Below are 24164 nucleotides of genomic sequence, written 5' to 3'. Positions count from 1 at the left end.
AGGTACGCGGAAGGCCATCGATCTTTGCCCTCCAGTCCGTCACGCTCTATCGCACGACCGGTTCAATCGGGAGCCGGAGCAAACCTGCGTCGGCATAGAGTTATGCTTAAAAATGAACAAAATCCGCCCATAATTTAGATGAAGATAGACATATTGGTGGAGATGGCGTATCGTCAGATGGAGGCTGACTTCGGGAGGGCCTCGACACCCAGGGAGGAGATAAAAATGAAATCGAAGCTGGTTTTGCACGCTTCCGTCGCGACCTTGCTTGCGGCAGGCTGCTGCGTTGCCTTTGGCGCTTTTGCAGGTGAAAAGCCCAAGGGGCTGATGCTCTTTTCGTACCTCGGCGATCAGGCCTATGTTCGCCAGTACAATGTCGCCAAAGGCCGGGCAGGCAAAATTGAAGATGTCCAGATCGACGTCAAATCGGGTACCTCGCGCGGCGACGTCAATTTCTTCATTCAGGAAATCGTCAACGCCCCCGCTGAAGGCTACAACGTTATCGGCGTCAACACCGGTGCCACCTCCAAGGAACTGGTAAGCGCGCTCAACGATGCGACCAAGCAAGGCATCAAGGTGCTGTCCTTCGACGGCGCGCCACCGCCGATCGACGACCTGACGGCGCAGGTGAATTATGATCCCGTCGGGGCCGAGAAGGCAGTCGTGCAGGAGTTTGCCAAACAACTCCCTGCGGGAGGCGAGATTGGCGTCATCCGCTGTATTGCGGGCCTGGCGGATACCGACGCGTTCATCAATGCTTTCAAGGATGCGTTGAAGGGTACGAAGTTCAGCATCGTTGCCGAGGGCGACGCCCGTTGCGACCCCGAGAAATCGCGCACGATCGCCGAGGGCATGTTGAACGCGCATCCAAATCTGGTCGGCATCTACGATATCTTTGACGTCTCGGCACAGGGCACGCTGCAGGCGCTCGAGGCAACCGGCTCCAATGTCATCGTTGGTTCGGTCGGCGGCCAGGAGTACGCGCTGAAGGCGATCGCTAAGGGCAACAAGAACTGGAAGTTCACGGTCCCTTACCCGTTCGAGGTGATCGCCAGAACAGCCACGGACACCACTGCTGACCTGGTGCGCGGTAAAAGCGTTGAAAAGCTTGTGGTGGTGCCGGCGCAGCCCGTCCAAACCTCGGAGAATGCTGGCGGCATGCTGAAGACGGTCTCCGACGTGGTGGCCGGCAATGTTGATGACGTCGTGAAATAGCGCCATCCATGGAAGCACATGTCGACATTGTGGGGAAGTCGCCTGACACGGCGGCAGGACGCCGCGACCACCTCTCTGTCTTGCTGTGGCTGTTGCAGGCCGGCCCGATCATAATTCTGGTAACGCTGATCGTGGCATTCGGCCTGCTTGCCCCACATTTCCTATCGGTGCGCAATCTTCAGAACCTGCTGGCCCAAAGCGCGATTGTCTGCGCCTTGGGCCTAGGGCAATTCCTCGTGATCCTGGTTCGCGGCATCGATGTCTCGGTCGGCAGCGTCATAGCGCTGAGCGTCGTGACGGCGGCCACGCTCACCGGTGTCGATCAACCCAGCTCGATTGCGCTGGTCATCTATCCTCTTGTTGGTCTGATTGTCGGACTGATCAACGGCTTCCTCATCGTCAAGGGCGGCATTCCGCAGCCCCTCGTGGTCACCGTCGCGATGCTCGGCATTGTTGCCGGTGTCGCATTGCTCATCAGCGGCGGCAACACGCTCGTGGGTGTTTCGCCCGCCGTGCATTGGCTGGCAAACGGCAAGATGCTGGGCATACCTGCCGGCGCCTTGATGGTCCTGGTTCTTGCAGGGTTGTTCTGGCTCATGTTGCGGCGTACGCAATGGGGCCGCTGGCTCTATGCGGTTGGCGGCAATCCGGATGTCGCGCAATGGGTTGGGCTTCCGCGCGACAGGTTGATCATGAGCGCGTATGCCATCTGTGGTACCACAGCGGGCATTGCAGGCATGCTGTATCACGGTCGGACCGGGTCGGCTTCGCCTCTTTCGGGCGTCGGCTATGAGCTGGACGCCATCACGGCGGTGGTTGTCGGCGGCGCAAGTCTCTTCGGCGGTCGCGGCAGCATCACCAACGTGCTGTTCGGCGCGCTCATCATCGCCACGATCCGCAGTGGCCTTCAGCAACTCGACGTCTCTCCGTTCTGGTCATCGGTGGCAATAGGCATCGGCATCCTGCTGGCACTTGAACTCGATGTCTTGCGCAAACACATCGAGACCCGCATTCGAACGCTGCGCGCGAGACAGGTGAGCCAATGAGCATCGCCTCGCCAGACAGCATTTCCAACGTGGCCTCCGATGCGCGTCTGGTTCTCTCGGTGCGGGACGCGCGCAAGGCCTACGGGTTCGTCACGGCGCTGGCTGGTGCGTCGCTTGACCTTCATGAGGGCGAGATTGTTGCCTTGCTCGGCGATAACGGTGCCGGAAAGTCGACACTCATCAAGGCGATCACCGGCATCGTAACGCTGGATTCCGGTGACATCGAGCTTGACGGACGCCCACTGCGGCTGCGTTCGCCCGCCGACGCGCGTGCATCGGGCATCGAGACCGTATTTCAGGATCTTGCTGTTTTCGACAATCTGACCGTCTCCGACAACTTCCTGATTGGACGCGAGCAGACGTGGCCACGCTGGCTTGGTCCGCTGGGCTTCCTTTCCGCCGGACAAGAGCAGAGACAGTGGCGGGAGCATGCGAGCGCGCTAAGCGTCAGCCATGTCTCACCCTCCCAGGAGATCGGACTGATGTCGGGCGGCCAGCGTCAAGCTGTGGCAGTTGCACGGGCGGTGGCGTTCGCCCGCCGGGTGGTCATTCTGGATGAACCCACGGCGGCACTTGGTGTGCGCGAATCCGACGAGATATTGACGATGGTAAGACGCCTGCCGGAGCGAGGCCTGTCAGTCATTATTGTAAGCCACAACATGGACCACGTCGTGCGCGTGGCGGATCGTGCTGTCGTCATGCGGCAAGGCCGAAGTGTCGGCGAGATGACTATACGCCAAGGCGTTCAGAAGGATCTTGTCGCGATGATCATGGGTGTCACCTGAAACAGCGTCATCCGGAAATCCTGCCGCCTTGTGAAAGTGGATTGGCGCGGTCGATGGCAAGTCGATCGATGAGTTCCTCCACTTTCCTGAGGCTGAAGATATCCTCAAGCGCCAGATAGGTAGCGCCAAAAAGGGCACTATCCTTCTGCGGGTTGGCAAGCACGATCTGCAACTCGCGCGTAGCAAGTGGAAGGCATCGCTGGTAGACGAGTTCGCGGATACCCGACAACAGAAACTCTCCACCCTTGGCGAGTGTGCCGCCCACCACGATCAGGTTTGGGTTGAGAATACTGACGACATCTGAGGCGACTTCGCCGATCACCCGCCCAGCGCTGCGCAGCAGCATCAGGGCTTCCGGCTTCTGTATTTCGACGAGCGATATGACATCGCGTGCGTTCTCCGCCTTGAAGCCTTTGCTCGAGAGATCCCGGGCAATCGCCCAGCCGCCGGCGCGGGCTTCGACACAACCGAGCTTGCCACAGCGGCACAACGGCGGGTTCTCGGAGTTGAACTGGATATGGCCGATGTCGCCGGCCGCGCCCTGAGCGCCGCGAAAGATCTTGCCGCCGGCGATGATGCCGCTGCCGATACCCGTTCCAGCCTTGATGAAGAACATGTCATCGACATGCGGGAAGTTCTGGCGATGCTCGTGGATCGCCATGAGGTTCACGTCGTTTTCGACATAGATTGGCACATCGAAGCGACGGCGCAGCCAGCTGATGATGTCGAATTCGTCCCACCCGTGAAGCACCGAAGGACCGACGACGCGGCCGCGTTTGAAATCGACCGGCGTGGGCATGCTGAGGCTGACCCCGAAAAGCGAGCCATGGCTGGTCCGGGCCTTCGCTGCGAGGATGTCGAACCCGTCGGCAATCTGCTCAAGGGAAACCGCCGGTCCGTCCGACGCGTTGAACGGTATTGTACTTTGCGAGACGACAGCGGGTTCGAGGTCCATGGCGGCAAGATGGATGTAGGTTTCGCCGATGTTGGCGACGAGAAAGAAGCCCGCCCGTTCATTGATTCCAAGCACGCGCGTTGGCCTCCCGCCGCTCGGCATGGTGCGCGCCGTCTCGCGGATCAGGCCGGAGTCGATCAGCGCATTCAGGCGCTGGGTGACGGTCACGCGCGACAATCCCGACGCCTCGAGCAACGCCGACCGGGACGTGGCGGCGCCGGTGGCAATCAGCGAGAGAATTTGCCCGCTGTTTGCAAGGGCGGGATGCTCCGCCGTACCATTTGTCCTGACCATTCCGCACTTTCCCGTTCGCCCTGAGATTTAGCCATAAACCCCGGGGAGATAAAGGCATGTCTGCAAGAAAGCTGCATAACTTTTGTACAAAAACATGCAATAACACGTTGACTTAAAGATATATCGGCAGCTAAGAGGATGTCGTCCGGGAGGAACGGATGAACTTGCGTGGGCCGCCCCGCGCTGTTGCGATGTTTCTCCGTCACTCGATCGACGGAATCTCACATGTTGTCAGCGCAAAAGGACTTCGCCCGCCCGGATCTCCTGGCGAATGCCATCCGTGCGCTGTCAATGGATGCGGTCGAGAACGCCAAGTCCGGCCACCCAGGCATGCCGATGGGCATGGCCGAGATCGCAGTCGCGCTCTGGCACCGGCACCTTCGTCACAATCCATCCAATCCGGCCTGGACCGACCGCGACCGCGTTGTGCTCAGCAATGGCCACGGCTCGATGCTGCTCTACAGCGTGCTCCATCTCACTGGGTACGATGTCTCGATCGATGATCTGCGGCAGTTTCGGCAGCTTGGTAGCAGGACGCCGGGCCATCCCGAATTCGGCTATACGCCGGGAGTTGAGGTTACGACCGGGCCGCTCGGGCAAGGCCTCGCAAATGCTGTCGGCATGGCAATTGCCGAAAAGACGCTGGCCGCGAAATTCAACCGATCCGGACACGACATTGTCGACCACCACACCTTTGTCCTGGCAGGCGACGGCTGCCTGATGGAAGGCATTTCGCATGAGGCGTGCTCGCTTGCCGGAACGCTCGGTCTGGGCAAGCTGATCGTGCTTTACGACGACAACGGCATTTCCATCGACGGCCATGTCGGCGGCTGGTTTTCTGACGATACGCCCAAGCGCTTCGAGGCCTATGGCTGGCAGGTCATTGCCGATGTGAACGGGCACGATGTCGAGGCGGTCGACCGGGCGATTTCCGCGGCAAAAGCGCATGCAACCCGCCCGACGCTGATCTGCTGCAAGACCACGATCGGCAAGGGAGCGCCGACGAAGGCGGGCAGTCACGATTGCCATGGATCTCCGCTGGGCGCCGACGAAGTCGGCGGGGCTCGGCTTGCTCTCGACTGGCCGCATGCGCCGTTTGACGTTCCAAGAGAGATTGGCGACGCGTGGAACGCCTCGGTCAGAGGGGCTATGCTCGAGGCCGACTGGCGCCGCCGCTTCGAGACATACCGCGAGGTCTACCCCAATGAAGCGGCGGAGTTCGAGCGGCGAGCCAAATGCGATCTTCCCACGGCCTTCGCCGCCAAGGCGGATGCGTTCGTTGCGCAAACCGTCGAAAAAGCCGAAACGCTGGCCACACGCAAGGCAAGCCAGAACGCCATTCAGGCCTTTTCCGGCTTCCTTCCCGAGCTGATAGGCGGTTCGGCAGATCTCGCCAGTTCGAACCTCACCCTTTGGAAGGGAGCCGAGCCGATCACCTCCGTCTCGGGTGGCAACTACATTTACTACGGCGTTCGCGAGTTCGGAATGGCCGCGATCATGAACGGCCTGATGGCCCATGGCGGGTTTCGTCCATTCGGCGGCACGTTCCTGATGTTTTCGGAATACGCGCGCAACGCCCTGCGGATGGCAGCGCTGATGAAGCTCGGCGCCATCTATGTCTTTACCCATGATTCCATCGCGCTCGGTCAGGATGGTCCGACGCATCAGCCCATCGAGCAGGTGGCGACGCTCCGGCTGATGCCCAACATGGACGTATGGCGACCATGCGACACCGTTGAGACGGCGGTTGCCTGGCAGGTTGCGCTGGAGCAGGCGGCGACGCCGACAAGTCTCGCGCTTAGCCGCCAGAACCTGCCGTTTCAGCCGCGCGACCAGGCCCAGGTTCAAGCTGTGCGCAGGGGCGGGTATGTGCTGCGCCGGGAAGATGGCCGGCTGGACGCCGTCATCATCGCGACCGGGTCCGAAATACAGCTCGCTGTCGGCGCACAGGAGCAGCTCGCGAAGCAAGGAATCCAGGCTCGTGTGGTCTCCATGCCGTCCACCAGTGCCTTCGACCGGCAGGATGACGGCTACAAGGCCGAGGTGCTGCCGCGCGGCGTTCCCCGCATCTCCGTCGAAGCCGGCGTCACCGACTATTGGCGCAAATATGTGGGCCTTGAGGGTGAGTGTGTCGGCATCGACTCCTTTGGCGAATCGGCCCCGGCCGAGATGCTCTACGAGCATTTCCACCTCACCGTTGAGGCGGTCAAGAAGGCGGTTTACAGGGCGCTTGAGAAACATCGTCGCGCTGCGTCGCCGGAGTTGGGAGGGCAGCAGGCGAGATGACCGCAACTTACGTTATCGGACTGGATTACGGCACCGGCTCAGCTCGCGGCGTCCTTCTGGATGCAGCAACCGGCGAGCAGATCGGCAGCCACACGCATGCCTACCGTCATGACGTCATGACCCAAAGCCTTCCTGATGGCACGCCGTTGCCGCGGTCATGGGCGTTGCAGAATGCCGCCGACTATCTTGAGGCGACGGAAGAAATCCTCGGCGTGCTTGGGCGTGGCCGGGTCATCGAGTCGATTGGGCTCGGCTTTTCGGCAAGCTCGCCGATGCCGACCACCACCGACGGCACGGCCCTTTCCGACCTTTACCCAAGCGAGCCTCATGCCTATGTCAAACTGTGGAAGCATCGCGCCGCGCAGCCCTATGCGGATGCGATCAACCGCCGGGGCGGGGCCTTCCTGCGCAATTTCGGCGGCAAGCTTTCCGGCGAATGGCTGCTGCCGAAGGCGGCCCAAATCGCGGACGAAGCACCGCGCATCTGGAAAGCGGCCGGACGGTTCATCGAATCCGGCGATTGGCTTGTCTGGCAGTTGACTGGCTGTGAAGTGCGCAGTCTGGGTTTTGCGGCCTACAAGGCCCAGTATTCCGAGGCGGAAGGCTATCCCCAGGGGATCGTGCCAGGTCTTTCCGAAAGGCTGTCGGAGCCGCACCGTATTGGCACTCCGGCTGGAAGCCTATCCGAGCCATGGCGGATGCGCACGGGGATCACTGGCCGCGCCGTCGTGGCGGTGGCGGTGATTGATTCACACGTCGTGCTGCCCGCGGTCGGGGCCGTGTCGTCCGGCTGTCTCGTCGGCGCGCTCGGAACATCGGCGGTCTATCTCTTTTTGAACGAGCAGTTCCGTCCATTGCCACCCGGCATCGAAGGCGTGGCCAAGGATGGATCGGTTCGCGATCTCTGGTGCTACGAGGCCGGGCAGGCGGGGTTTGGCGACACGCTCGCCTGGTTCGTGAAGGCCTTTCCGCGTGGTTCCGACGAGGCGGAAAGTTTCCGTATCTACAACCGCGAGGCAGCCACGCTCGAACCCGGCACCAACCATCTCGTGGCGCTCGACTGGTGGAACGGCAACCGGGTGCCACTTGCGGATTCAGACCTCAGCGGCCTGCTTCTCGGTCTCACCACCGAAACCACCGGTGCGGGCATCTACCGTGCACTGATCGAGTCGCTGTGTTTTGGCGCTCGCACGGTGGTCGACCTCTTCGAAGCCGGCGATTTTGCCATCAACCGCGTCATCCTGACCAGCGGGCTGGCCCAGAACAATCCATTGCTGGTGCAGATCATGGCCGACGTGCTGGGGCGCGTCGTGGAGGTTCCAAGCATTGCCCATGCAACGGCCGTCGGCGCGGCGGTTCATGGTGCGGTCGCGGCCGAACTGGTGAGCGGCTTCGCCGAAGGCACGGCCCGGTTCGGCGCGCGCACCTTCACGCCCTATCACCCCCGCCGCGAAGGCGCGGCCGCCTATCGGTCCCTCTACAAGAATTATAGGCAGCTCAGCGACAGCCGGACCGTACGCAACGCCATGCACGATCTGAACAGGGCGGCGTCGCTCGAGCGGCCGGAGGAAGAAGCGAAATCGGTGGCCTGAACAGAGCGATTGCCAGCCCCGTCGTTTTGCGGAATCGCCGTCCTCGTCGTGCAGAGCACGTCCGATATGGGGCGCGTATCGTGGATTATGTATAAAAACATACATAATTCACGATATAATGTTTGACTGTATGCAAAACATGTGCGTAACTCGGTGAGCCTTTGAGGAGAAAGGTTCAACAACTTGGGAGGAGTTCATGTCCACTTTGCCTATGTCGACCGGTGCGAAATCCGGAACCATCGCCAAATCAGCCGTTGCGGGCCTGGTGTTCTTCGGGACCGCCTTTGCAGTGAGTGGCCATGCCTCGGCTGAGGAAGTCATTGTCGGCCTCGTCACCAAGACGGAGGTCAACCCGTTCTTTGTGAAAATGCGTCAGGCCGCCGAAGCGGAGGCCAAGGCCAAGGGCGCCAAGCTGATCGCCCGTGCCGGCAAGTTCGACGGCGACAATGAGGGCCAGGTCACTGCGATCGAGGATCTGATCAGCGCCGGCGCCAAAGGCATACTGGTGACGCCGAACAATTCGACCGGCATGCTGGGTGTCATCAAGAAGGCGCGCGATGCGGGGGTGCTCGTGATCGCGCTCGATACCGCGACCGATCCGGCCGACGCCGTCGACGCGACGTTTGCCACGGACAATTTCGAGGCCGGCGTGCAGCAGGGCGCCTATGCCCGCAAGGCGATCGGCGACAAGAAGCCGGTGCTGGCGATGCTTGATGGAACGCCTGGCGGCACGGTCGATATGTTCCGGCACAATGGATATCTGAAGGGCTTCGGGCTTGCCGAAGGCGATCCGGCCATTGCCGGCTCGGCTATCACCAATGGCGCGCAGGACAAGGGCCAGGTCGGCATGGAAAACCTGCTCTCCAAGAACGGCGAGATCAATGCGGTCTACACCATCAACGAGCCAGCCGCCGCCGGCGGCTATGCGGCGTTGAAATCCTTCGGCAAGGAAGCCGATGTCATGCTGACCTCCATCGACGGCGGTTGCGCCGGCGTTCGCGACGTCAAGGCCGGCAAGATCGCCGCGACGGTCATGCAGTTCCCCTACAAGATGGCGGCTATGGGTGTCGATGCGGTCGTGGACTATGCCGCCAGCGGCAAGAAGCCGAGTGGGTTCGTCAATACGGGTTCGTTCCTGATCACCGACAAGCCTATTGAAGGGATCGACTCCAAGGATACCGAATGGGGCCTCAAGAACTGCTGGGGCGACTGATTTCTGAATCCTCCCGGCGGGACCATGCCGGACAGGCCGTCGACAAGACGGTCTGTATCGGCATGGTCCCGTTCGTTTTCCGGCCCAACCCTTGAGGCAGACATGGCGACCGTTCCAGAGGGCACTATGAATTCGCCATCGGCACTCTCTTTCGGCAGGATGTCCAGCATTGCCAAGAAGGTGATCGGCACGCCATCGGTGGGCCCATTGCTGGTGCTGCTTGCTTTCGGCGTGATCTTTTCGCTGACTAATCCGCGGTTTCTCGCGATGCAAAACCTGTCGATCATTCTCCAGCAGACGGTGATCATCGGCACCTTGGCCATTGGCCAGACCTTGATCATCCTGACCGCCGGCATCGACCTCGCAGTGGGGGCGATATGCGTACTGGGCACAATCCTTGCCGGAAAGCTGGCGAACAGCGGCTATGATCCGGTCGCGGCCATGGCCCTGGCAGTTCTTGCCTGCACAGCGGCCGGAGTCGCGGCTGGGAGCCTGATCAGCGGCCTGCGCCTGCCGCCCTTTATCGTGACCCTCGGCATATTGGGCATCATCACCGCCGCCCTCAGGCTGATTTCGGCGGGCGGGGCTTTTGCGGTCAACGACGACTTTCTCGGTTGGACGGGAAACACCATCCGCCTGAACGGTTTCATCGTGACCTACGGCGTCATCATCATGCTCCTCCTCTATGGAATGGTCTGGTTCCTTCTCAACCAGACGCAATGGGGACGGCATGTCTACGCGGTCGGCAACAATCCGGAAGCCGCCCGGCTCGTCGGTATACCTGTTGGCCGGCTCCTGCTGTCGGTCTACGTCCTAGCGGCGTTCATTTACGGGATCGCGGCCTGGCTGGCGCTCGGCCGAATCCCCAATGCCGACCCCAATGCCTTGCAGACCGCCAATCTCGATTCCATCACCGCCGTCGTCATCGGCGGCACCAGCCTGTTCGGCGGCCGGGGCGGATTGATCGGCACCCTGATAGGCGCGCTGATCGTTGGCGTCCTGCGCAATGGGCTGACGCTCGCCGGCATTGACCCGCTCTGGCAGGATCTGATCACAGGCATTCTCGTGATCGTGGCGGTCGCGCTCGATCAGTTGACCAGGGGGAGGCGGTGATGACGCCTGTCGAGCCGAGAGCGCCAGTGGTGACCACCCCGGGTGGCGTCATCCTCGAAGCCCGCAATTTGGTCAAACGCTACGGCCACGTCACCGCTCTCGACGGTGTCGATTTCGAACTGCGCGCCGGCGAAATCCTGGCGGTGGTCGGTGACAACGGCGCTGGAAAGAGTTCGCTGATCAAGGCGCTGACCGGCGCGATCGTCCCCGACAGCGGCGACATCCTGCTGGACGGCCAACCCGTCCACTTCAAGGGTCCGCTGGAAGCACGCAAGCTCGGCATCGAGACGGTCTACCAGGATCTCGCCGTTGCGGCCGCGCTCGACATCGCCAGCAACCTGTTTCTTGGCCGAGAACGCCGCCGCCGCGGATTTCTCGGCAATGTACTGCGCATGCTCGACAAAAAGGGCATGCGAGCGGAGGCGGAACGCAGCATGGCGGAGCTGAAATTCCGCCTGCCGTCGATCGGCAGCGCCGTGGAAGCGCTGTCAGGCGGCCAGCGTCAGGGCGTCGCGGTCGCCAGGGCGGCATTGTTCGCCAGGAAACTTGCGATCATGGACGAGCCGACGGCAGCGCTCGGCGTGCGCGAAACCGGCCAGGTGCTCGACCTGATCCGGGCCATCCGGCAACGCGGACTGCCCGTGGTCCTGATCAGTCACAACATGCCGAACGTCTTCGAAATCGCCGACCGCATCCAAATCATGCGCCTGGGCAAACGCGCGGCCGTGGTCAGTCCGAAAACCCACACCATGGCCGATGTCGTTGCCATCATGACCGGCGCGGCGAAGTTCGAAGAACCGGCAGCATCAGCTTTTCTCTAGGACGATGTCACAGGCCCCATCGGCACGTGTAGCCGCGGTCGATGGGAAGGTGAATCCCGGTGATCATCGAAGCGGCGTCGCTGAGCAGAAACACGATTGGGCCTACGACTTCATCTTCCGTCGCCCAGCGGCCGAGCGGCATCTGTTTCAGGAACGGCTCGGCGACATGCGGCTGACTCCAATGGCCCAATGAGATCGGTGTCATGACCACGGTTGGGTTCACGCTGTTGACCCGGATATTGTATTTGCCCAGCTCTGTTTTCCAGCGCGGCCTTGGATGAGCGGTAGGAAATGTGGCCGTCGAGCGCGACCAGCGCCGCCTGGCTGGAAACGTTGACGATCGCGCCTCCCTTGCCCATCGCCACCATCGCCGCGCAACTTGCCGGCACGCCGCGTCATCTCTCGCAGCATCCGGGCGGCTTTGTCCTGACGCATGACCGGCTCGACGGCCTCGTGCCGATCGAGCCGGCGGCGATGAAGGATCGCCAGGTCGTGGAATGGGACAAGGACGACATCGACGCCCTCAAATTCATGAAGGTGGATGTCCTGGCCCTGGGCATGCTCACCTGTATGAAGCGGTCATTCGATCTCCTGTCCGAGCACAAGGACATTGTCCTCGATCTGGCGACGATCCCGGCCGAGGATCCGCGAACCTATGCGATGATCCGCAAGGCCGAGACGCTTGGCGTGTTTCAGATCGAATCCCGGGCGCAGATGTCGATGCTGCCGCGCATGAAGCCCAGGACATTTTACGACCTGGTGATCGAGGTTGCGATCGTCCGTCCCGGCCCGATCCAGGGCGACATGGTCCATCCCTACCTTCGCCGGCGCGATGGGACGGAAGAGGTGACGTTTCCGACGCCGGAGCTCGAGCGCGTGCTCGGCAAGACGCTCGGCGTCCCGCTGTTTCAGGAGCAGGCGATGCAGGTCTCGATGGTCTGCGCCGGCTTTTCCGCCGGCGAGGCCGATCAGCTGCGCCGCGCCATGGCCACCTTCAAGCACACTGGCGGCGTCTCGAAATTCCGCGACAAGCTGATCAACGGCATGATCGCCAACGGCTACACGCCAGAGTTCGCCGAAAAGACCTTCTCGCAACTCGAAGGGTTCGGCAGCTACGGCTTTCCCGAAAGCCACGCCGCCTCCTTCGCTCTGATCGCCTACGCCTCGTCCTGGGTGAAATGCTGGCATCCCGATGTCTTTTGTACCGCGCTTCTGAATTCGCAGCCGATGGGTTTTTATCTGCCGGCCCAGATCGTGCGTGATGCTCGCGATCATGGCGTCGAGGTGCGTCCGGTCTGCGTCAATGCCAGCCGCTGGGATTGCACGCTCGAGCCGACCGATGCCGAAGATCGCTTCGCTGTCCGGCTTGGCCTGCGCATGGTGAAGGGTCTCGCCAATGATGACGCGGCCGCAATCGTCGCGGCGCGGGCCGACGAACCCTTCCTCTCGGTTGACGATCTCTGGCGCCGCGCCGGCGTGCCGGCGGCTTCACTTGTCCAGCTCGCCGAGGCCGACGCATTTCTGCCGGATCTGAACCTTGCCCGCCGCGATGCGCTCTGGGCGATCAAGGCGCTGCGCGATGAACCTTTGCCGCTGTTCGCGGCCGCCACGTCCCGTGAACAGAAAACGGTGCCTGAAATCCACGAGCCTGTCATCGCGCTGAGGCCGATGACGGCGGGCCGTGAAGTTGTCGAGGATTACGGTCATGTCGGGCTGACCTTGCGCAGCCATCCGGTGTCGTTTCTACGCGCCGATCTACGCCGGCGTCGCATCGTGACTTGCCAGGAAGCCATGCAGGCGCGGGACAAACGATGGCTCGAGGCCGCCGGCCTGGTGCTGGTGCGGCAAAGGCCGGGCTCGGCCAAAGGCGTCATGTTCCTCACCATGGAGGATGAGACCGGCGCCGCCAACGTCGTTGTCTGGGTAAAGGTGTTCGAGAAATTCCGGCGCGTGCTTCTTTCGTCGGCCATGCTCGGCGTGCGCGGCCGCATCCAGCGGGAAGGGGAGGTGGTGCATCTCGTTGCCCACGAGTTGACCGATCTATCGGCCGAACTCGCCAGCGTCGGAAACCGCGACACGCCATTTCCATTGCCACACGGCCGCGGTGACGAGGCCCATCATGGCGGATCGGGCGTTGATCCGCGCGGCATGCCGAAAACGCGCGATATCGTCGATCCCTACGAGCACATCGACCGCATCAAGGTGAAGACGCGGGATTTCCGATAGAAGCTGCAGCGGATATACCGCCATCATGTGGTAGTCTCGCCCGCATGACGACGCTTTATGTGAATTGGCGCGCAAGACGGTGAGTCCTACAAAGCCGAACAAAACGCATCCGCCGAAATGGATCGAGCCCCAGCTCACGCGTCTCGTCGACGAAGCGCCCGACGGCCCGAACTGGCTTCACGAAATCAAGTACGACGGATACCGCATGCACGCGCGCCTTTTGCGCAACCCTCTCAAGGCGCTTCCATTTCCGGAGCCTCACACCGGCGCCGCCGCCATCCTAACCCGCTATCGCCATCACAAGTCCTACGCCAAGGCCGATTGCAACGCCCATCAGCAGCTTGCCGGCAAGATCAAGGGCGATGGCGCGGACAGGGCGCCACAAGTCCTGGCGGGGCTCTCTGAGGGCGGCAGCGATGTCATCGAATGCCCGTTCCATGCCGAGCAACATACATTGAAACCCGGAGGCTGTGAATCCCCACGAGATGGCGTCATCGCACCAGCTATTAGCGAAAGCTAAATTGGCGGACTGAGGCGTAGCGGGGTGGCGGGCATTTTAGCGCAGACTAATGGAACAATTGGCGGCTCACGAAGTTTTGAAGCGGGAAGCCCCCTTCGAGCTTCCGCAGCCCGTCTCGTCCCACCGGACAAAAGGTGCTCCGAGGCGGGCTGGAAGGCCTGCAGCGGGAGCGAAACCGCGACTGGAAGCCGACTTTCGATCGAAGGGAACATTAGCGGCTTCTAAAAGTTGAAGCTTGCATCAGTGGTGCCTCCATCGCCTGCCAAAGATCAGGCCTCGGAGAGGCGCGGGCTTCCTAAACCGGAGAATGATCATGAACAATATCATTTGGATCGTTGGAGCGATTGTCATCGTGTTGGCGATATTGAGCTTCTTCGGGCTCCGATAGGTCACGACAAGCCGGGCCACGACCTCTATCGTCAGCGTGTTCGACAAGCCCCGTTGGCGCACGATCTTGACGACCAAGGACAAGGCCGAAGCGGACGCGCTTGAGCAGGCAATGGTGCAGGACGGCGTGAACGCCCGGGTGGAAGAGATCACGACGAAGCCGAAGCGACGTTAGGGCCTCGCCGGAAGCACCAGCAACAAAACCGCGAACGCTGCCATCAGGAGGCAGACGGACATCCCTAGCATGTCGCGCTGCCTATAGCGCCAGACCGCGCCAGCGAGCATCACGACACCGATTGCGGCGATGTAGAGCGGAATCACTTCTGCACGTTGCCCTTGAGTATTAGCCTCTTAACCAACCAGTCTGCGTGAAGTTATCGACAATCACCGAATACCATGCTGCGTCGGATTTGCTGGCTGAGAGGGATCGGTATTCGCACATTGAAAGGCCACGAACCGGCGTTCCATAGGCGTTGGGGGGCGTCATAGGCGATGAAGAGCGTGAACTTTGTCGGCGGATTTTTGCGACCGGAGTCGTCGCTGTACATCCTGGTCCATAGATCCCGATCTGATTCGGTGGTGGCGTCGCGGTCCTTTAAATAGTCTTCCAAAGGTATGGGTTCGGAACTTTCCGAAGTCTCTACCCGCTTATAGCCGGCTGGCGCGTGAAGTCGTTTCTTTAGGACTGCTTCGCAAGCTCGGCTCATTGGGGATGCGAACGGGTTGTAGTCACTGTTAAGCACAAAGAACGTCGCAACTGCCGCGATAGCAGCGTTGAGGCCATCAAAAGCCACCTATTCAAAGGAAAGCCCTCCTATCCCTGCGATGGACAATCGCGCAACTGGCGCGCACGCGCAAGCCGGCTCCCCTCGGGATCTCAGGGCTTCTGCAGCCTCACCCCGGCGCCGCCGCCATTCTCGGCGATGAACTCGATGCCGGCAGATTCGAGGGCGCGCTCGATTGCAGCCAAGGCATCCTCCGAACCGCCATACTTGCCTGTCTCGAAATTTGAGATGGTGTTGCGATGAACTCCGGCGGCCTTTGACAGGTCGGCCAACGACCAATTCAAAGCGGCTCTAGCCATCCTCACTTGTGCAGGCTTCACAACTCTTCGCTCTTGTGCTATTTTCACAAGTGTAAGTATCACAACTGAAGGGGAATTCCAAATGCCGAACACCTATGTTCCGGCGGCCCGCGAAGCTATGCCCGCTGCCATCGGGAGATTTTCCCGCCGCACCATCCTGGCCGGTATCGGTGCCGCCTCCATCGCAGCGGTAACCTCACGTAAAGCCGAATCATCTGGACTGACAGAAGCGGCGGGTTTCCTGGAGAGAAGGAATATCCGATGAACATGGTCAATCATTCGCACTTCGAAAGCACAGACACCGAGCTGTTCCGGCTCGAAAAGGAACTGGAACAAGCCCGCACCCGGAGGGAAAGAGCGGCGAAGGTATGCAGGAAGGTTCGTAGACGATGCGAAAAGCTCTACCCGCCGAGACCTTCGGCGTGGAAGGAGCCGGACATGCCGGAAGACGTGAGGACTGCGTTCAACGCCATGACGATTGCAGACATGGCGCACAACAAGAGGCCGGCCATCTACGCCGCATGGTCCAAGCAGATCGAAGAACAGAAAGCCGAGAACAAGGCCTTGCAGGATGCGCGCACCGCCAAATGGGAAGAGATCAACCGCGAAGACGGGGTTGACGCTGCCGAAGAAGCATTCAACGCGATTTGCGACGAGGAATGGGAAATAGGCAAGCGCATTTGCGCGGTCCCTGCCCATACCCTTGAAGGCATGACGGTAAAGCTTCGCGTGAGCGACATGTTGGGACTAGAGGATTTTGGCGATCCGAACGCGGCGTTCCTGTCGATCGCCACAGATATCAGGCGCCTTGCAGCTCGCCTGAGTTGAGCGTGAAGGCAACTGGTGGCCCGCTGCCTCACGGTGGCGGGCTTTTTTCGCTGACAGGAACCTTACGCAGCGGCCAGCCGTTGAGCATGACAATCAAGGGAGGTTGAAAATGGCCGCCGACCAAAACGAAGCCGCGACACCGAGACCGACCCAGCGCGAAGCTCAGGAAGCCTTGGAGAAGCAGGTCGCTCAGCTGAAGCGGGAAATCAACAAGATCAATCGAACGCTGGCAGAGCGCGCCGAAGAGGCCATCGAGGAAGCCACAGGCTGGTATGACAGCGCTGCCGATCGCGCTGGCCGTACAGCCCAGGCGCTCCGGACTGGGGCTCAATCTGTTTCCGGTGCCCTCGAAGACAATCCGGGTACGGTGTCGAGCGCCTTCATTCTCGGCGCCGCATTAGGTCTGCTATTGGGTCTCACCCTCAACGCTACTGGGCCTAGTCAGGATCGCTGGTTCTATAAGTGATCATCAGGCTGCGCTGGATATGCCCAAACAAAGTCGAAGAACTGGCAACCAAACGAATTCCAATCGCAGGGGCGCGACGAGCCCGCTGCCTCACGGTGGCGGGTTCTACGGCATGTGTCGGGGACTTGTGGACGCCAAGCCCCTATTCGACAGGCGTTAGGTCGGTCTGGGAAGGGCGGTATAGACCCTTGCAATGAAGCCGTGGAATTGCAGCATGTAGTCGCGCAGGAACTCCTCGGTCGTGGGGTCGGTGACCTCACCTTCGTCGGTGATCAGGCTGGGTTTAAACTGGATGTAGGCCTCGATCGAGTTCATCTGTGGGGAGTTGCAGAAGCCAAGAACGCCGCGAAGGCTTTGCTGCGCCAGCGCGGTGCCGATCGAACCCGGCGAAGTGCCGATGACAGCCGACGGCTTTCGGGTGAACGAGTTCTGACCGTAGGGACGGCTCGCCCAGTCGATCGCGTTTTTCAATCCGCCTGGGATAGAGCGGTTGTACTCCGGTGTGACGAACAACACGGCTTCGACCCCGGCGAGTGCATCCTTGAAGGCCCTTGCCGGCGGAGGAAAATTTGCGTCGTAGTCGTAGCTGTAGAGCGGTAGGTCCTTGAACGGGATTTCAGTCATCGAGAGCTCGGCCGGCGCTAAATTCACCAGCGCCTTGGCCAGCTTCCGATTGAGTGAGCCCTTGGCAAGGCTGCCAATGAGATAACCGACTTTGTAAGCGGTCATTGGGGATACCTCCTCGGGAGACTGCCAGTATGCGGCTGACAGCGCAGTCCCCATGCTCGAACGCGCGCACCAGACATCGGTTCCCGAATGTTTGCAGCCCTATGGGCGCTGCCGCTTGTGGCGGCCTTTTAGCGGTGGGACTAATGGGATTAGCGGGCACAATCCCCAAGCGTCGATTGCGCTTGGCGCCATCCCGCCAGATCATTCCGGGATGGGAGGCACCGACCTCACGGTATTGCTGTCCGAAGGTCTGATCCTCCTCAATGAAATGAACGATTGAGTTGAGGACCCCTTCACCCCTTCCGGACAGGCGGGCCAACTGATTGCGCTTGTCGTTGGGGTCGGGGTACGTCTCGATCAGGCCAAGCCCGGTGTGACGTTGCTTCTTGGTGCCATATCCTTCAGTTTCATCGACCGACCTCAGGGCAGCGAAATGACGGCCTGACGGCCCACCGGGAGCGAGGTCGATTTGCCGAGCGTATTCGGCCATGGGTTGGTCGGGGCGGAGAGCGATGAGGAGAAACAGGCGCATCTGTCGGACACGCTGCGCGAGGGAACGACCGTTACCACGGTAGCCACCAACTGCTCTGGCACGGCCCCTCACGCCGGCAATCCCGCCTTGGTCAGTCCTTCGCGGAGAAGCTCTCGGTCGTCGGCGTGTTCAAGGAAAACGCTCTTGCGCATGTATTCGACAGTCGAGAAATTGGGCTGCAGCCGCAGGACCTCCGCCACGGCTGCCTGTGCCTCTGCTGTCCGACCAAGCTGGGCGTAGCACGCCGCGAGCCGCGCGACCGACCATGGGGTTGGCACCGGCGTCAGTTTGAACGCATGGGTGGCCTCTTCGAAGCGCCGAAGGGAAAAAAGGGCGATGCCGGACAAAGGACGGGACCAGCGAGAGCGCAGTGGATTGAGGCGATCGGCTGCCTCCAAACAAGTCAATGCCTCTTCGTGTCGCCCACGACAGGTCATCAACCGACCCTTCATGAGCAGTCCGTCTGCATCGTTGGGGTTGCGCTCGTAAGGCAGATCGGCTGAAGCTAATCTACTGGGATGGCTCCGGTATCGTCATGGCAGCTTCACCTGGCCTCGGTATCAAGGATGGACTGATGATACTGACCCACGCCCAGTTCGAACACATGTTTGCAGGTCTCGATTGGCGGCGGGTTCATGCCATCAAGACGAGAACGCCGGACATCGACGCCGACGCCTGATAGGACGGATCACCCTATAAGTGCGTCGACCAATTGCGGCGGCTTCCCCGACGTATTTGCGAATTCGGAACTGTCCCACGTTTGGCTGATAGCCGACTTTGACCGTGTCGCTGAAATTCAGGACATGCTGCGTCGGATACACCTTGAGGAACGTCATGCCGATTGTGACATATGGACAATTTCGAGATGGCAAGGGGATGACCGGCTGCGGCATCCCACGATCGCATCAGGCTGACCTTCGACCAACGACGCTCGCGATCGCCAGCGCCAGACACATCAGGCCAAGCGTGATCGGCAGCCCACCGGCACCCAGCACATCCATGGCGGTGCCCGCCAACGGCGCCACCGCAATGCCGCCAACGCCCCACATCAGCGAGAAGGCGGCATTGCCGGCGACCAGTGTCGAGCCGGTGAAGCGCTCGCCGAGCTCGATGATCGACATCGTGTAGATGCCGTAGGAAACCGCGCCCCAGGATCCGCTCCAGCATCCGAACCAATACGAGCTCGAGGGTGCGAAAGCTTTTCAAGGACCGAATGCCGATCTCAGCAATCAGCGAAAAGAGATCGCCTTGCTCCGAGAGCCAGGCGAAGAAGGCTTCGACATCAGCAGCGGGGGTTGCGAGATATCGATCAGCGCACTGAGTCCCGGATTGGCGCAAAGCAACAGACACTGAGCGAGGCTATATGCGGCAAGGGACGCTCGAAAGCTCTCGCCATTCAGGCGGCCCCTCTCCGGCGAACATTGTGGAGCGCAGATGACATCAGCAACCATCGCCATAGGCGGCGGCACCGGTCAGGTTCGTCGCCTCAGCCGGCCGGAATTCTACGGCATCAGATCCCCGACCTGCGGCCGGCGAATGACAATGTCAGGTCGGATCGCCGTATTCCGCATCGCTCTTTGTCGATCGATGGCGATCGTAATCGACGGGAGGCGACAACATGACTTCTGCCTCGGCTCTGCCGAACTCCCTACCGATTTGGAACATCGCCCAGAGCGCGCTAAAACCAAGTAAAAATTTTAGCATGATCGTCCTCCCTTCAATCGAGAAACCAATGCGGGGGGCAGATAGTTCCATAGGTCCGGAACAATGCTCACCGGCGCTCGTTGCCTGTGATCGATGGGCGAGGAGCGCAGAATATGGTCGCCAAGAAGACGAACGACACAAGCCGCGTGGTGAAGGGCGCAGAACTGGAAGTTGAGCACCTGGCGGAGGTGACCGACGTCTCTCCGAAACAGGCCAGAGCGCTGCTTCGCAAGCATGGCGCGGACTGGCAGAAACTTAAAGACGAGGCAGAGGCTTTGAAGGAAGACTAGGGGCAATCCTTCGGCGACGGCTATTCTGCTCTACCCGCATGCCCGTCATGCGCAACCAAAATTCCGAATCTTTGATTAATTCAATCAAAGTACCGTCCGCACATTGCGGGCGGCATTACAGCTCGAGGGAGCCGCCACCACTGGCTTAGGCCGGGCCCGTTTCGATTTTATTCTCGCGCCAAAACTTGAGAGTGTCTGATCGGCAACGCCCTCCTGGTTGCCTTGCAGGGGATCGCCGGTGGCATCCAGAAAGCTGCCCTTCCGCTTTCCACCCGAACGGAGACTGGACGCCGAAGATCGTGACTATGCCGAGCCGCGGCGGCGTTTTCTACCGGCAGTCCCGCGGCTTAGGCAGTTTGATCGGCATAGTCTCCGATTCGGGATAAGACCCCTGCGAGCACATCGACCGCATCAACGTGAAAACGCGGGATTTCCGATAAAGCTGCAGCGGTTATCATGTGGTAGTCTCGCCCGCATGACGACGCTTATCTCAATTGGCGCGCAAGACGGTGAATCCCACAAAGCCGAACAAAACGCATCCGCCGAAATGGATCGAGCCCCAGCTCACGCGCCTGGTCGACGAAGCGCCCGACGGCCCGAACTGGCTTCACGAAATCAAGTACGACGGATACCGCATGCACGCGCGGATCGACGGCAGCGACATCCGCTTGCTTACCCGCACCGGCCTCGATTGGTCGCATCGCTATCGAACGACGATAGCGGCCCTGCGCGCGCTCCCGGTGAAAGAGGCATATGTCGACGGGGAGCTGTGCGCCGTTCGGGCAGACGGCGTCACCTCCTTCAGCCGCCTGCAGGCCGGCATGGTCGAAGGCCGCACGGGCGATCTTGTCTTCTTTGCTTTCGACCTTCTATTTCTCAACGGAGAAAGCATTGCGAAGCTGCCGCTGATAGATCGCAAGGCGCGACTGGAGGGCCTGTTTTCGTCCGATATGCCTGGCCTGCGTTTCAGCGATCACGTGATCGGCGACGGGCCTGCGTTCCGCAAGCACGCCTGCCGGCTTGCACTCGAGGGCGCTATCTCAAAGCGGATCGCCAGCGCCTATGCATCCGGCAATCGCGGGCTATGGGTCAAGTCAAAGTGTCTCAACAGAGAGGAATTCATCGTCGTCGGCTGGACCGATCCAACTGGAAGCCGCCCCCATATCGGCTCGCTGCTTCTCGGCTACTACACCTATGATGGTCGTCTGATGTACGCAGGCCGCGCCGGCACAGGCATCACGATTGCAGAGCTCAAGCGATTGGCTGGCCGGCTTGGACCACTTCAGGTAGATCGAATGCCGCTCGACGTCCCACCGCCACGCGAGAGCCGGTTCGGCTCGCCGCTTGAGCTGTCGCGCGTCCATTGGGTCAAGCCTGAAATGGTGGTCGAGGTCACCTATCTCACCTGGACTGAAGACAATCTCCTGCGTCAGGTCTCGTATCAAGGTGAGCGGCAGGATAAGCCGGCCCGGCAGGTGGTGCGTTCCGTGCCCCATCCCTGATCGGCATCGGTCGCCGACCGGTTCATCCATCCGACTTGCTCTACCTGCAGCGTGCCGGGTGAAAGAGGCTTGATCAGCGACTTGGCCGACACCGAAGGGTCGAGCCAATCCGCCCACGCGCTGCGATCGAGGATGACGATCTGCCGGTCGTGGTAGGGCGCGATGTCGGGTCCTGGCTCCATCGTCAGCATGGTGAATGCCTCGCCGACCTCAGGCGTTTCACGCCAGATGCCAGCGATGCAGAAGATCGGCTCCTCCTTCTTTGTGAAGAGCCACTTGTCCTTGCGCTTCTTCTTGGGGTCTTCGGGATCGGTGAATTCGTAGAAGCCGTCCGCCACGATCAGGCAGCGACCGGAGGTGAATTCTCGGCCCTCCGAACGGAAATTATAGACCGGCCGCCTGTTTGGTCCGGCCAGCTCCAGCGACGTTGCATCATATCACCTTCGCCTCGGACGCCCTCGATCGTCCTGATGATCGGCGCCACGTCCGTGATCTTGATGTCCTCGCGCGTCTCGAGGTTCGGCGCTCCTTCGCCGAAGCGGATTTTGATCTTCAGGTCGGCGAAGTCCTCCACGATCGAAGCGACATCCACGGTCAATCGATAGTCATTGCACATCGGTCCTCCGTGGGTCCTCCGTCTGATCGCATCGCACCGCGATCGTGTTCCTGTTTTGTTCGCGCGGACATGAGCGCGAAGGTTTTCGATTCCACACATCGCTCGATGAACGCCGTCTCATCATAAGGCGCTCCGGGAGCGATCTTGGGATGGCAGAGCTGCCTTGGGGTCTTCAGCCCAGCGAAGTTGGAGGCAGGCCGTAGCCGGTCGACGGTCGACTCGACTACGCCTTGTATTTGAGTCTCCCGCTTGGCCCACAGGCGTGTTGTGGCGTTGCGTTCCTTGGCCAGGTCCTCCTGCATAACAGAGAACTTTTCGACGATGGCCTCGACGCGGTGGCGGAACCCGAGGGCCGATCAGATAGCCATAGACCTGCTCCATTTAGGTGGCTTGGCTGTAACGCCAGAATCGTCCACACAGCCGGAGCAACGAAACGACCAGAGGCCGATTCGAAGCGTAGAGAATTGTACTTTCTTCTCAGGTTATTAGGTTGGTGCTCGGCCGACCGTGTACCAACAAAGATACCAACAAAATATTTCTGGGATTGGTTCCGTTCCCAAACGTCGCCCTACTCGCTCGACGAGCCCCCACTCCTTGTCTGGTTTTTCGAGCCAGGATAAGGCGCCGCCGGTGAGCCGACCGGCCAGAGTTCGCAGTTTCAGCACTTCTTCCAAAATCGATGATAGGACGCTTGAGGAAAGAGCGTGCACAAGCTGCGTTGGAAGTTTGAGAATTCGCGGATATGCCGCACAAGATAAATGCAACGCAGAGCCGGAAGCACGATGCGATCAATGTCAGGGTTGCAGGAGGACAAGTAGCCGTGACGCAGAAAGGGATCACCTTGAAGGACGTTGCCGCCGCGGCCAATGTGTCGCGCGCCACGGCGGCGCGTGCGCTCAACAGCTACGGTTATGTCGGCGACGAGACCGCGCTGCGGGTTGTGGAAGCCGCCGAAAAACTGGGCTATCGGGCCAATCTCGTGGCGCAGGCCCTGCGCAGCGGTCAGTTGCCGATCGTCGGCTTCGTGCCCGGCGATATCCAGAATCCGTTCTTCGCACGCATCGCCCACGACATCGAGGTTGAGCTCCGCAAGCATCGCCACAACCTGCTGATTGCCAGCAGCGAGGAAAATGTCGAACAGGAAAAGGAGCTGTTGGAAAGCCTGCGGTCGTTGAGCATCCGCGGCTTCATCCTAGCGCCAACCTCCGCAACCGACAGCGAGCACATCGTCCAGCTGGTGCGTGAAGGCGCGCCGGTCGTGCTGATCGACCGCGTCGTCAAAGAGCTGCACTGCGACAGTGTCGTCGTCGACAATGAGGGCGGGGCGGGCGAGGCCGTGGACTACCTCGTCGCCAATGGCCATCAACGGATCGGACTGCTGCGCGACGAGTCGCGCATCTTCACCGCGCAGGAACGTCTTGCCGGATACCAGAATTCATTGCAATCGCATGGCATTGCGCTCGACGAATCGCTGATCAGCGTGTCGCGCTCGACCGTCGAACATGCCGTCGACGCAACCATCCGCCTGTTCAGCCGCCGCAACCGCCCGACGGCCCTGTTCACCGTGGACAGCCTGATGACCCAGGGCGCACTTCTCGGTCTGCGCTCGATGGGCCTGTCGATCCCCCACGACGTGTCATTGGTGGGCTTCGACGACTTCAATCTCGCCACCTTCACCGACCCCCAGATCACCGTGGTGGCCCAGCCGATCTCGGAGATCGGGCCGCTGGCTGCCAAGCTTCTGCTGGAACGGTTGGCCGGCAAAAAGATCGCGCCTCGCCATATCCGGTTCCCGACGCGCCTGATCGTGCGCGGTTCGGTTGCTCGATTCAGCAGGCGCTGACAACGCCGGGATTCCTCCGTTACCAACAATTTTGTCGGCAAGGGCTTGCCAACCGCGGAATTGCATGGCCATTATCCGGATGTGAGATCGATCTCACATTGGCCGGGACTGATCAAA

General features: G+C 60.8%; 25 protein-coding genes and 2 pseudogenes. 17 read left to right on the top strand and 10 right to left on the bottom strand.

The window, feature by feature from the left end; all coding sequences use genetic code 11:
- Positions 1 to 162: 162 nt before the first annotated feature.
- The 3 genes from NKI20_RS22005 to NKI20_RS21995 are packed head-to-tail and all read left to right on the top strand — an operon-like array spanning position 163 to position 3046.
- Entirely contained in the window at positions 163 to 1215 is a 1053-nt protein-coding gene (locus NKI20_RS22005; protein WP_352834230.1) for a sugar ABC transporter substrate-binding protein, read from the top strand.
- Positions 1216 to 1223: 8 nt separating this feature from the next.
- Positions 1224 to 2261: an ABC transporter permease gene (locus tag NKI20_RS22000; RefSeq protein WP_352834165.1), complete on the top strand. Its 1038-nt coding sequence runs from the start codon at positions 1224 to 1226 to the stop codon at positions 2259 to 2261.
- On the top strand, positions 2258 to 3046 hold the full coding sequence (locus NKI20_RS21995; RefSeq protein ID WP_352834162.1) for an ATP-binding cassette domain-containing protein: 789 nt from the start codon (positions 2258 to 2260) through the stop codon (positions 3044 to 3046). The genes NKI20_RS22000 and NKI20_RS21995 overlap by 4 nt, the downstream gene beginning before the upstream one ends.
- Positions 3047 to 3053: 7 nt before the next feature.
- Here the strand turns inward: NKI20_RS21995 and NKI20_RS21990 are convergent, their stop codons facing one another.
- Positions 3054 to 4295 carry an ROK family transcriptional regulator gene (locus tag NKI20_RS21990; RefSeq protein ID WP_352834159.1) on the bottom strand — a complete coding sequence of 414 codons (1242 nt, stop codon included), beginning with the start codon at positions 4293 to 4295 and terminating at the stop codon, positions 3054 to 3056.
- A 225-nt stretch (positions 4296 to 4520) separates the two neighbouring features.
- Between NKI20_RS21990 and tkt the strand changes: the two genes are divergently transcribed.
- The 5 genes from tkt (at position 4521) to NKI20_RS21965 (ending at position 11320) form a co-directional block, all read left to right on the top strand.
- A complete protein-coding gene (tkt, locus tag NKI20_RS21985; protein WP_352834156.1) occupies positions 4521 to 6581 on the top strand; it encodes a transketolase in 2061 nt (686 codons plus the stop codon).
- Entirely contained in the window at positions 6578 to 8173 is a 1596-nt protein-coding gene (locus NKI20_RS21980) for an FGGY-family carbohydrate kinase (protein ID WP_352834153.1), read from the top strand. Before tkt ends, NKI20_RS21980 begins: the two co-directional genes overlap by 4 nt.
- Positions 8174 to 8369: 196 nt before the next feature.
- Positions 8370 to 9386, top strand: coding sequence for a substrate-binding domain-containing protein (locus tag NKI20_RS21975; RefSeq protein ID WP_352834150.1), 1017 nt, complete (start codon positions 8370 to 8372; stop codon positions 9384 to 9386).
- Positions 9387 to 9488: 102 nt separating this feature from the next.
- Complete coding sequence (locus NKI20_RS21970) at positions 9489 to 10499, top strand: ABC transporter permease (RefSeq protein ID WP_352834147.1); 1011 nt, start codon at positions 9489 to 9491, stop codon at positions 10497 to 10499.
- Entirely contained in the window at positions 10499 to 11320 is an 822-nt protein-coding gene (locus NKI20_RS21965; protein ID WP_352834144.1) for an ATP-binding cassette domain-containing protein, read from the top strand. Before NKI20_RS21970 ends, NKI20_RS21965 begins: the two co-directional genes overlap by 1 nt.
- A 7-nt stretch (positions 11321 to 11327) precedes the next feature.
- Here the strand turns inward: NKI20_RS21965 and NKI20_RS21960 are convergent, their stop codons facing one another.
- Positions 11328 to 11525 (bottom strand): SDR family oxidoreductase, encoded by a 198-nt coding sequence (locus NKI20_RS21960; protein WP_502898147.1) that lies wholly within the window; start codon positions 11523 to 11525, stop codon positions 11328 to 11330.
- A complete protein-coding gene (locus NKI20_RS33770) occupies positions 11431 to 11679 on the bottom strand; it encodes a hypothetical protein (RefSeq protein WP_502898146.1) in 249 nt (82 codons plus the stop codon). Before NKI20_RS33770 ends, NKI20_RS21960 begins: the two co-directional genes overlap by 95 nt.
- Here NKI20_RS33770 and NKI20_RS21950 point away from each other — a divergent pair.
- A complete protein-coding gene (locus NKI20_RS21950) occupies positions 11612 to 13546 on the top strand; it encodes a helix-hairpin-helix domain-containing protein (protein WP_352947388.1) in 1935 nt (644 codons plus the stop codon). The genes NKI20_RS33770 and NKI20_RS21950 overlap by 68 nt on opposite strands.
- Before the next feature lie 64 nt (positions 13547 to 13610).
- On the top strand, positions 13611 to 14066 hold the full coding sequence (locus tag NKI20_RS21945; RefSeq protein ID WP_352834139.1) for a hypothetical protein: 456 nt from the start codon (positions 13611 to 13613) through the stop codon (positions 14064 to 14066).
- Between the two features lie 1264 nt (positions 14067 to 15330).
- Here NKI20_RS21945 and NKI20_RS21940 read toward each other — a convergent pair.
- Positions 15331 to 15537: a helix-turn-helix domain-containing protein gene (locus tag NKI20_RS21940; protein ID WP_031260989.1), complete on the bottom strand. Its 207-nt coding sequence runs from the start codon at positions 15535 to 15537 to the stop codon at positions 15331 to 15333.
- Positions 15538 to 15619: 82 nt separating this feature from the next.
- Here NKI20_RS21940 and NKI20_RS21935 point away from each other — a divergent pair, with 82 nt between their 5' ends.
- The 3 genes from NKI20_RS21935 (at position 15620) to NKI20_RS21925 (ending at position 16831) form a co-directional block, all read left to right on the top strand.
- Positions 15620 to 15802 carry a hypothetical protein gene (locus NKI20_RS21935; protein ID WP_352734233.1) on the top strand — a complete coding sequence of 61 codons (183 nt, stop codon included), beginning with the start codon at positions 15620 to 15622 and terminating at the stop codon, positions 15800 to 15802.
- Positions 15799 to 16365 carry a hypothetical protein gene (locus tag NKI20_RS21930; protein WP_352834136.1) on the top strand — a complete coding sequence of 189 codons (567 nt, stop codon included), beginning with the start codon at positions 15799 to 15801 and terminating at the stop codon, positions 16363 to 16365. The genes NKI20_RS21935 and NKI20_RS21930 overlap by 4 nt, the downstream gene beginning before the upstream one ends.
- Positions 16366 to 16474: 109 nt before the next feature.
- Positions 16475 to 16831 (top strand): hypothetical protein, encoded by a 357-nt coding sequence (locus NKI20_RS21925; protein WP_352834133.1) that lies wholly within the window; start codon positions 16475 to 16477, stop codon positions 16829 to 16831.
- A gap of 156 nt (positions 16832 to 16987) precedes the next feature.
- Here NKI20_RS21925 and NKI20_RS21920 read toward each other — a convergent pair whose 3' ends face one another.
- Together NKI20_RS21920 and NKI20_RS21915 are read right to left on the bottom strand one after the other, a co-directional pair.
- Positions 16988 to 17560 (bottom strand): NADPH-dependent FMN reductase, encoded by a 573-nt coding sequence (locus NKI20_RS21920; RefSeq protein ID WP_352834130.1) that lies wholly within the window; start codon positions 17558 to 17560, stop codon positions 16988 to 16990.
- A 600-nt stretch (positions 17561 to 18160) separates the two neighbouring features.
- Positions 18161 to 18439, bottom strand: coding sequence for a hypothetical protein (locus tag NKI20_RS21915; RefSeq protein WP_352608346.1), 279 nt, complete (start codon positions 18437 to 18439; stop codon positions 18161 to 18163).
- Positions 18440 to 18627: 188 nt separating this feature from the next.
- Between NKI20_RS21915 and NKI20_RS21910 the strand changes: the two genes are divergently transcribed.
- A complete protein-coding gene (locus tag NKI20_RS21910; protein WP_352834126.1) occupies positions 18628 to 18771 on the top strand; it encodes a hypothetical protein in 144 nt (47 codons plus the stop codon).
- A 226-nt stretch (positions 18772 to 18997) separates the two neighbouring features.
- Here the strand turns inward: NKI20_RS21910 and NKI20_RS21905 are convergent.
- Together NKI20_RS21905 and NKI20_RS21900 are read right to left on the bottom strand one after the other, a co-directional pair.
- Positions 18998 to 19243, bottom strand: a pseudogene (locus NKI20_RS21905) (MFS transporter); the annotation flags it as partial.
- A gap of 394 nt (positions 19244 to 19637) precedes the next feature.
- Complete coding sequence (locus tag NKI20_RS21900) at positions 19638 to 19796, bottom strand: hypothetical protein (RefSeq protein WP_156938615.1); 159 nt, start codon at positions 19794 to 19796, stop codon at positions 19638 to 19640.
- Positions 19797 to 19909: 113 nt separating this feature from the next.
- Here NKI20_RS21900 and NKI20_RS21895 point away from each other — a divergent pair, with 113 nt between their 5' ends.
- Positions 19910 to 20086 carry a hypothetical protein gene (locus NKI20_RS21895; protein WP_023762019.1) on the top strand — a complete coding sequence of 59 codons (177 nt, stop codon included), beginning with the start codon at positions 19910 to 19912 and terminating at the stop codon, positions 20084 to 20086.
- A gap of 494 nt (positions 20087 to 20580) precedes the next feature.
- Positions 20581 to 21588 (top strand): non-homologous end-joining DNA ligase, encoded by a 1008-nt coding sequence (gene ligD, locus NKI20_RS21890; RefSeq protein WP_352834122.1) that lies wholly within the window; start codon positions 20581 to 20583, stop codon positions 21586 to 21588.
- A 29-nt stretch (positions 21589 to 21617) separates the two neighbouring features.
- Here ligD and NKI20_RS21885 read toward each other — a convergent pair.
- Positions 21618 to 22204 (bottom strand): annotated as a pseudogene (locus NKI20_RS21885) (SOS response-associated peptidase); the annotation flags it as partial.
- The gene (locus NKI20_RS33765; protein ID WP_023762016.1) at positions 22183 to 22506 is read right to left on the bottom strand and encodes a hypothetical protein; all 324 of its coding nucleotides are present in this window, start codon (positions 22504 to 22506) and stop codon (positions 22183 to 22185) included. The pseudogene NKI20_RS21885 and the gene NKI20_RS33765, both read right to left, overlap by 22 nt.
- Before the next feature lie 518 nt (positions 22507 to 23024).
- On the opposite strand from NKI20_RS33765, the gene NKI20_RS21875 reads away from it, so the two are divergent.
- The gene (locus NKI20_RS21875; protein WP_031260984.1) at positions 23025 to 24047 is read left to right on the top strand and encodes a LacI family DNA-binding transcriptional regulator; all 1023 of its coding nucleotides are present in this window, start codon (positions 23025 to 23027) and stop codon (positions 24045 to 24047) included.
- Positions 24048 to 24164 lie beyond the last annotated feature (117 nt).

This window comes from Mesorhizobium sp. M0830 (assembly GCF_040319965.1).
Lineage (GTDB): Bacteria > Pseudomonadota > Alphaproteobacteria > Rhizobiales > Rhizobiaceae > Mesorhizobium.
This window is presented reverse-complemented; position numbering and strand designations above follow the sequence as displayed.

Excerpts from the sequence above, each read along its gene's own strand:
- NKI20_RS22005 (WP_352834230.1), top strand. The coding sequence starts at position 163 with ATGGCGTATCGTCAGATGGAGGCTGACTTCGGGAGGGCCTCGACACCC.
- NKI20_RS22000 (WP_352834165.1), top strand. The coding sequence starts at position 1,224 with ATGGAAGCACATGTCGACATTGTGGGGAAGTCGCCTGACACGGCGGCA.
- NKI20_RS21995 (WP_352834162.1), top strand. The coding sequence starts at position 2,258 with ATGAGCATCGCCTCGCCAGACAGCATTTCCAACGTGGCCTCCGATGCG.
- NKI20_RS21990 (WP_352834159.1), bottom strand. The coding sequence starts at position 4,295 with ATGGTCAGGACAAATGGTACGGCGGAGCATCCCGCCCTTGCAAACAGC.
- tkt (WP_352834156.1), top strand. The coding sequence starts at position 4,521 with ATGTTGTCAGCGCAAAAGGACTTCGCCCGCCCGGATCTCCTGGCGAAT.
- NKI20_RS21980 (WP_352834153.1), top strand. The coding sequence starts at position 6,578 with ATGACCGCAACTTACGTTATCGGACTGGATTACGGCACCGGCTCAGCT.
- NKI20_RS21975 (WP_352834150.1), top strand. The coding sequence starts at position 8,370 with ATGTCCACTTTGCCTATGTCGACCGGTGCGAAATCCGGAACCATCGCC.
- NKI20_RS21970 (WP_352834147.1), top strand. The coding sequence starts at position 9,489 with ATGGCGACCGTTCCAGAGGGCACTATGAATTCGCCATCGGCACTCTCT.
- NKI20_RS21965 (WP_352834144.1), top strand. The coding sequence starts at position 10,499 with ATGACGCCTGTCGAGCCGAGAGCGCCAGTGGTGACCACCCCGGGTGGC.
- NKI20_RS21960 (WP_502898147.1), bottom strand. The coding sequence starts at position 11,525 with ATGACACCGATCTCATTGGGCCATTGGAGTCAGCCGCATGTCGCCGAG.
- NKI20_RS21950 (WP_352947388.1), top strand. The coding sequence starts at position 11,612 with ATGTGGCCGTCGAGCGCGACCAGCGCCGCCTGGCTGGAAACGTTGACG.
- NKI20_RS33770 (WP_502898146.1), bottom strand. The coding sequence starts at position 11,679 with ATGGGCAAGGGAGGCGCGATCGTCAACGTTTCCAGCCAGGCGGCGCTG.
- NKI20_RS21940 (WP_031260989.1), bottom strand. The coding sequence starts at position 15,537 with ATGGCTAGAGCCGCTTTGAATTGGTCGTTGGCCGACCTGTCAAAGGCC.
- NKI20_RS21935 (WP_352734233.1), top strand. The coding sequence starts at position 15,620 with ATGCCGAACACCTATGTTCCGGCGGCCCGCGAAGCTATGCCCGCTGCC.
- NKI20_RS21930 (WP_352834136.1), top strand. The coding sequence starts at position 15,799 with ATGAACATGGTCAATCATTCGCACTTCGAAAGCACAGACACCGAGCTG.
- NKI20_RS21925 (WP_352834133.1), top strand. The coding sequence starts at position 16,475 with ATGGCCGCCGACCAAAACGAAGCCGCGACACCGAGACCGACCCAGCGC.
- NKI20_RS21920 (WP_352834130.1), bottom strand. The coding sequence starts at position 17,560 with ATGACCGCTTACAAAGTCGGTTATCTCATTGGCAGCCTTGCCAAGGGC.
- NKI20_RS21910 (WP_352834126.1), top strand. The coding sequence starts at position 18,628 with ATGGCAGCTTCACCTGGCCTCGGTATCAAGGATGGACTGATGATACTG.
- NKI20_RS21900 (WP_156938615.1), bottom strand. The coding sequence starts at position 19,796 with ATGCTAAAATTTTTACTTGGTTTTAGCGCGCTCTGGGCGATGTTCCAA.
- NKI20_RS21895 (WP_023762019.1), top strand. The coding sequence starts at position 19,910 with ATGGTCGCCAAGAAGACGAACGACACAAGCCGCGTGGTGAAGGGCGCA.
- NKI20_RS33765 (WP_023762016.1), bottom strand. The coding sequence starts at position 22,506 with ATGCAGGAGGACCTGGCCAAGGAACGCAACGCCACAACACGCCTGTGG.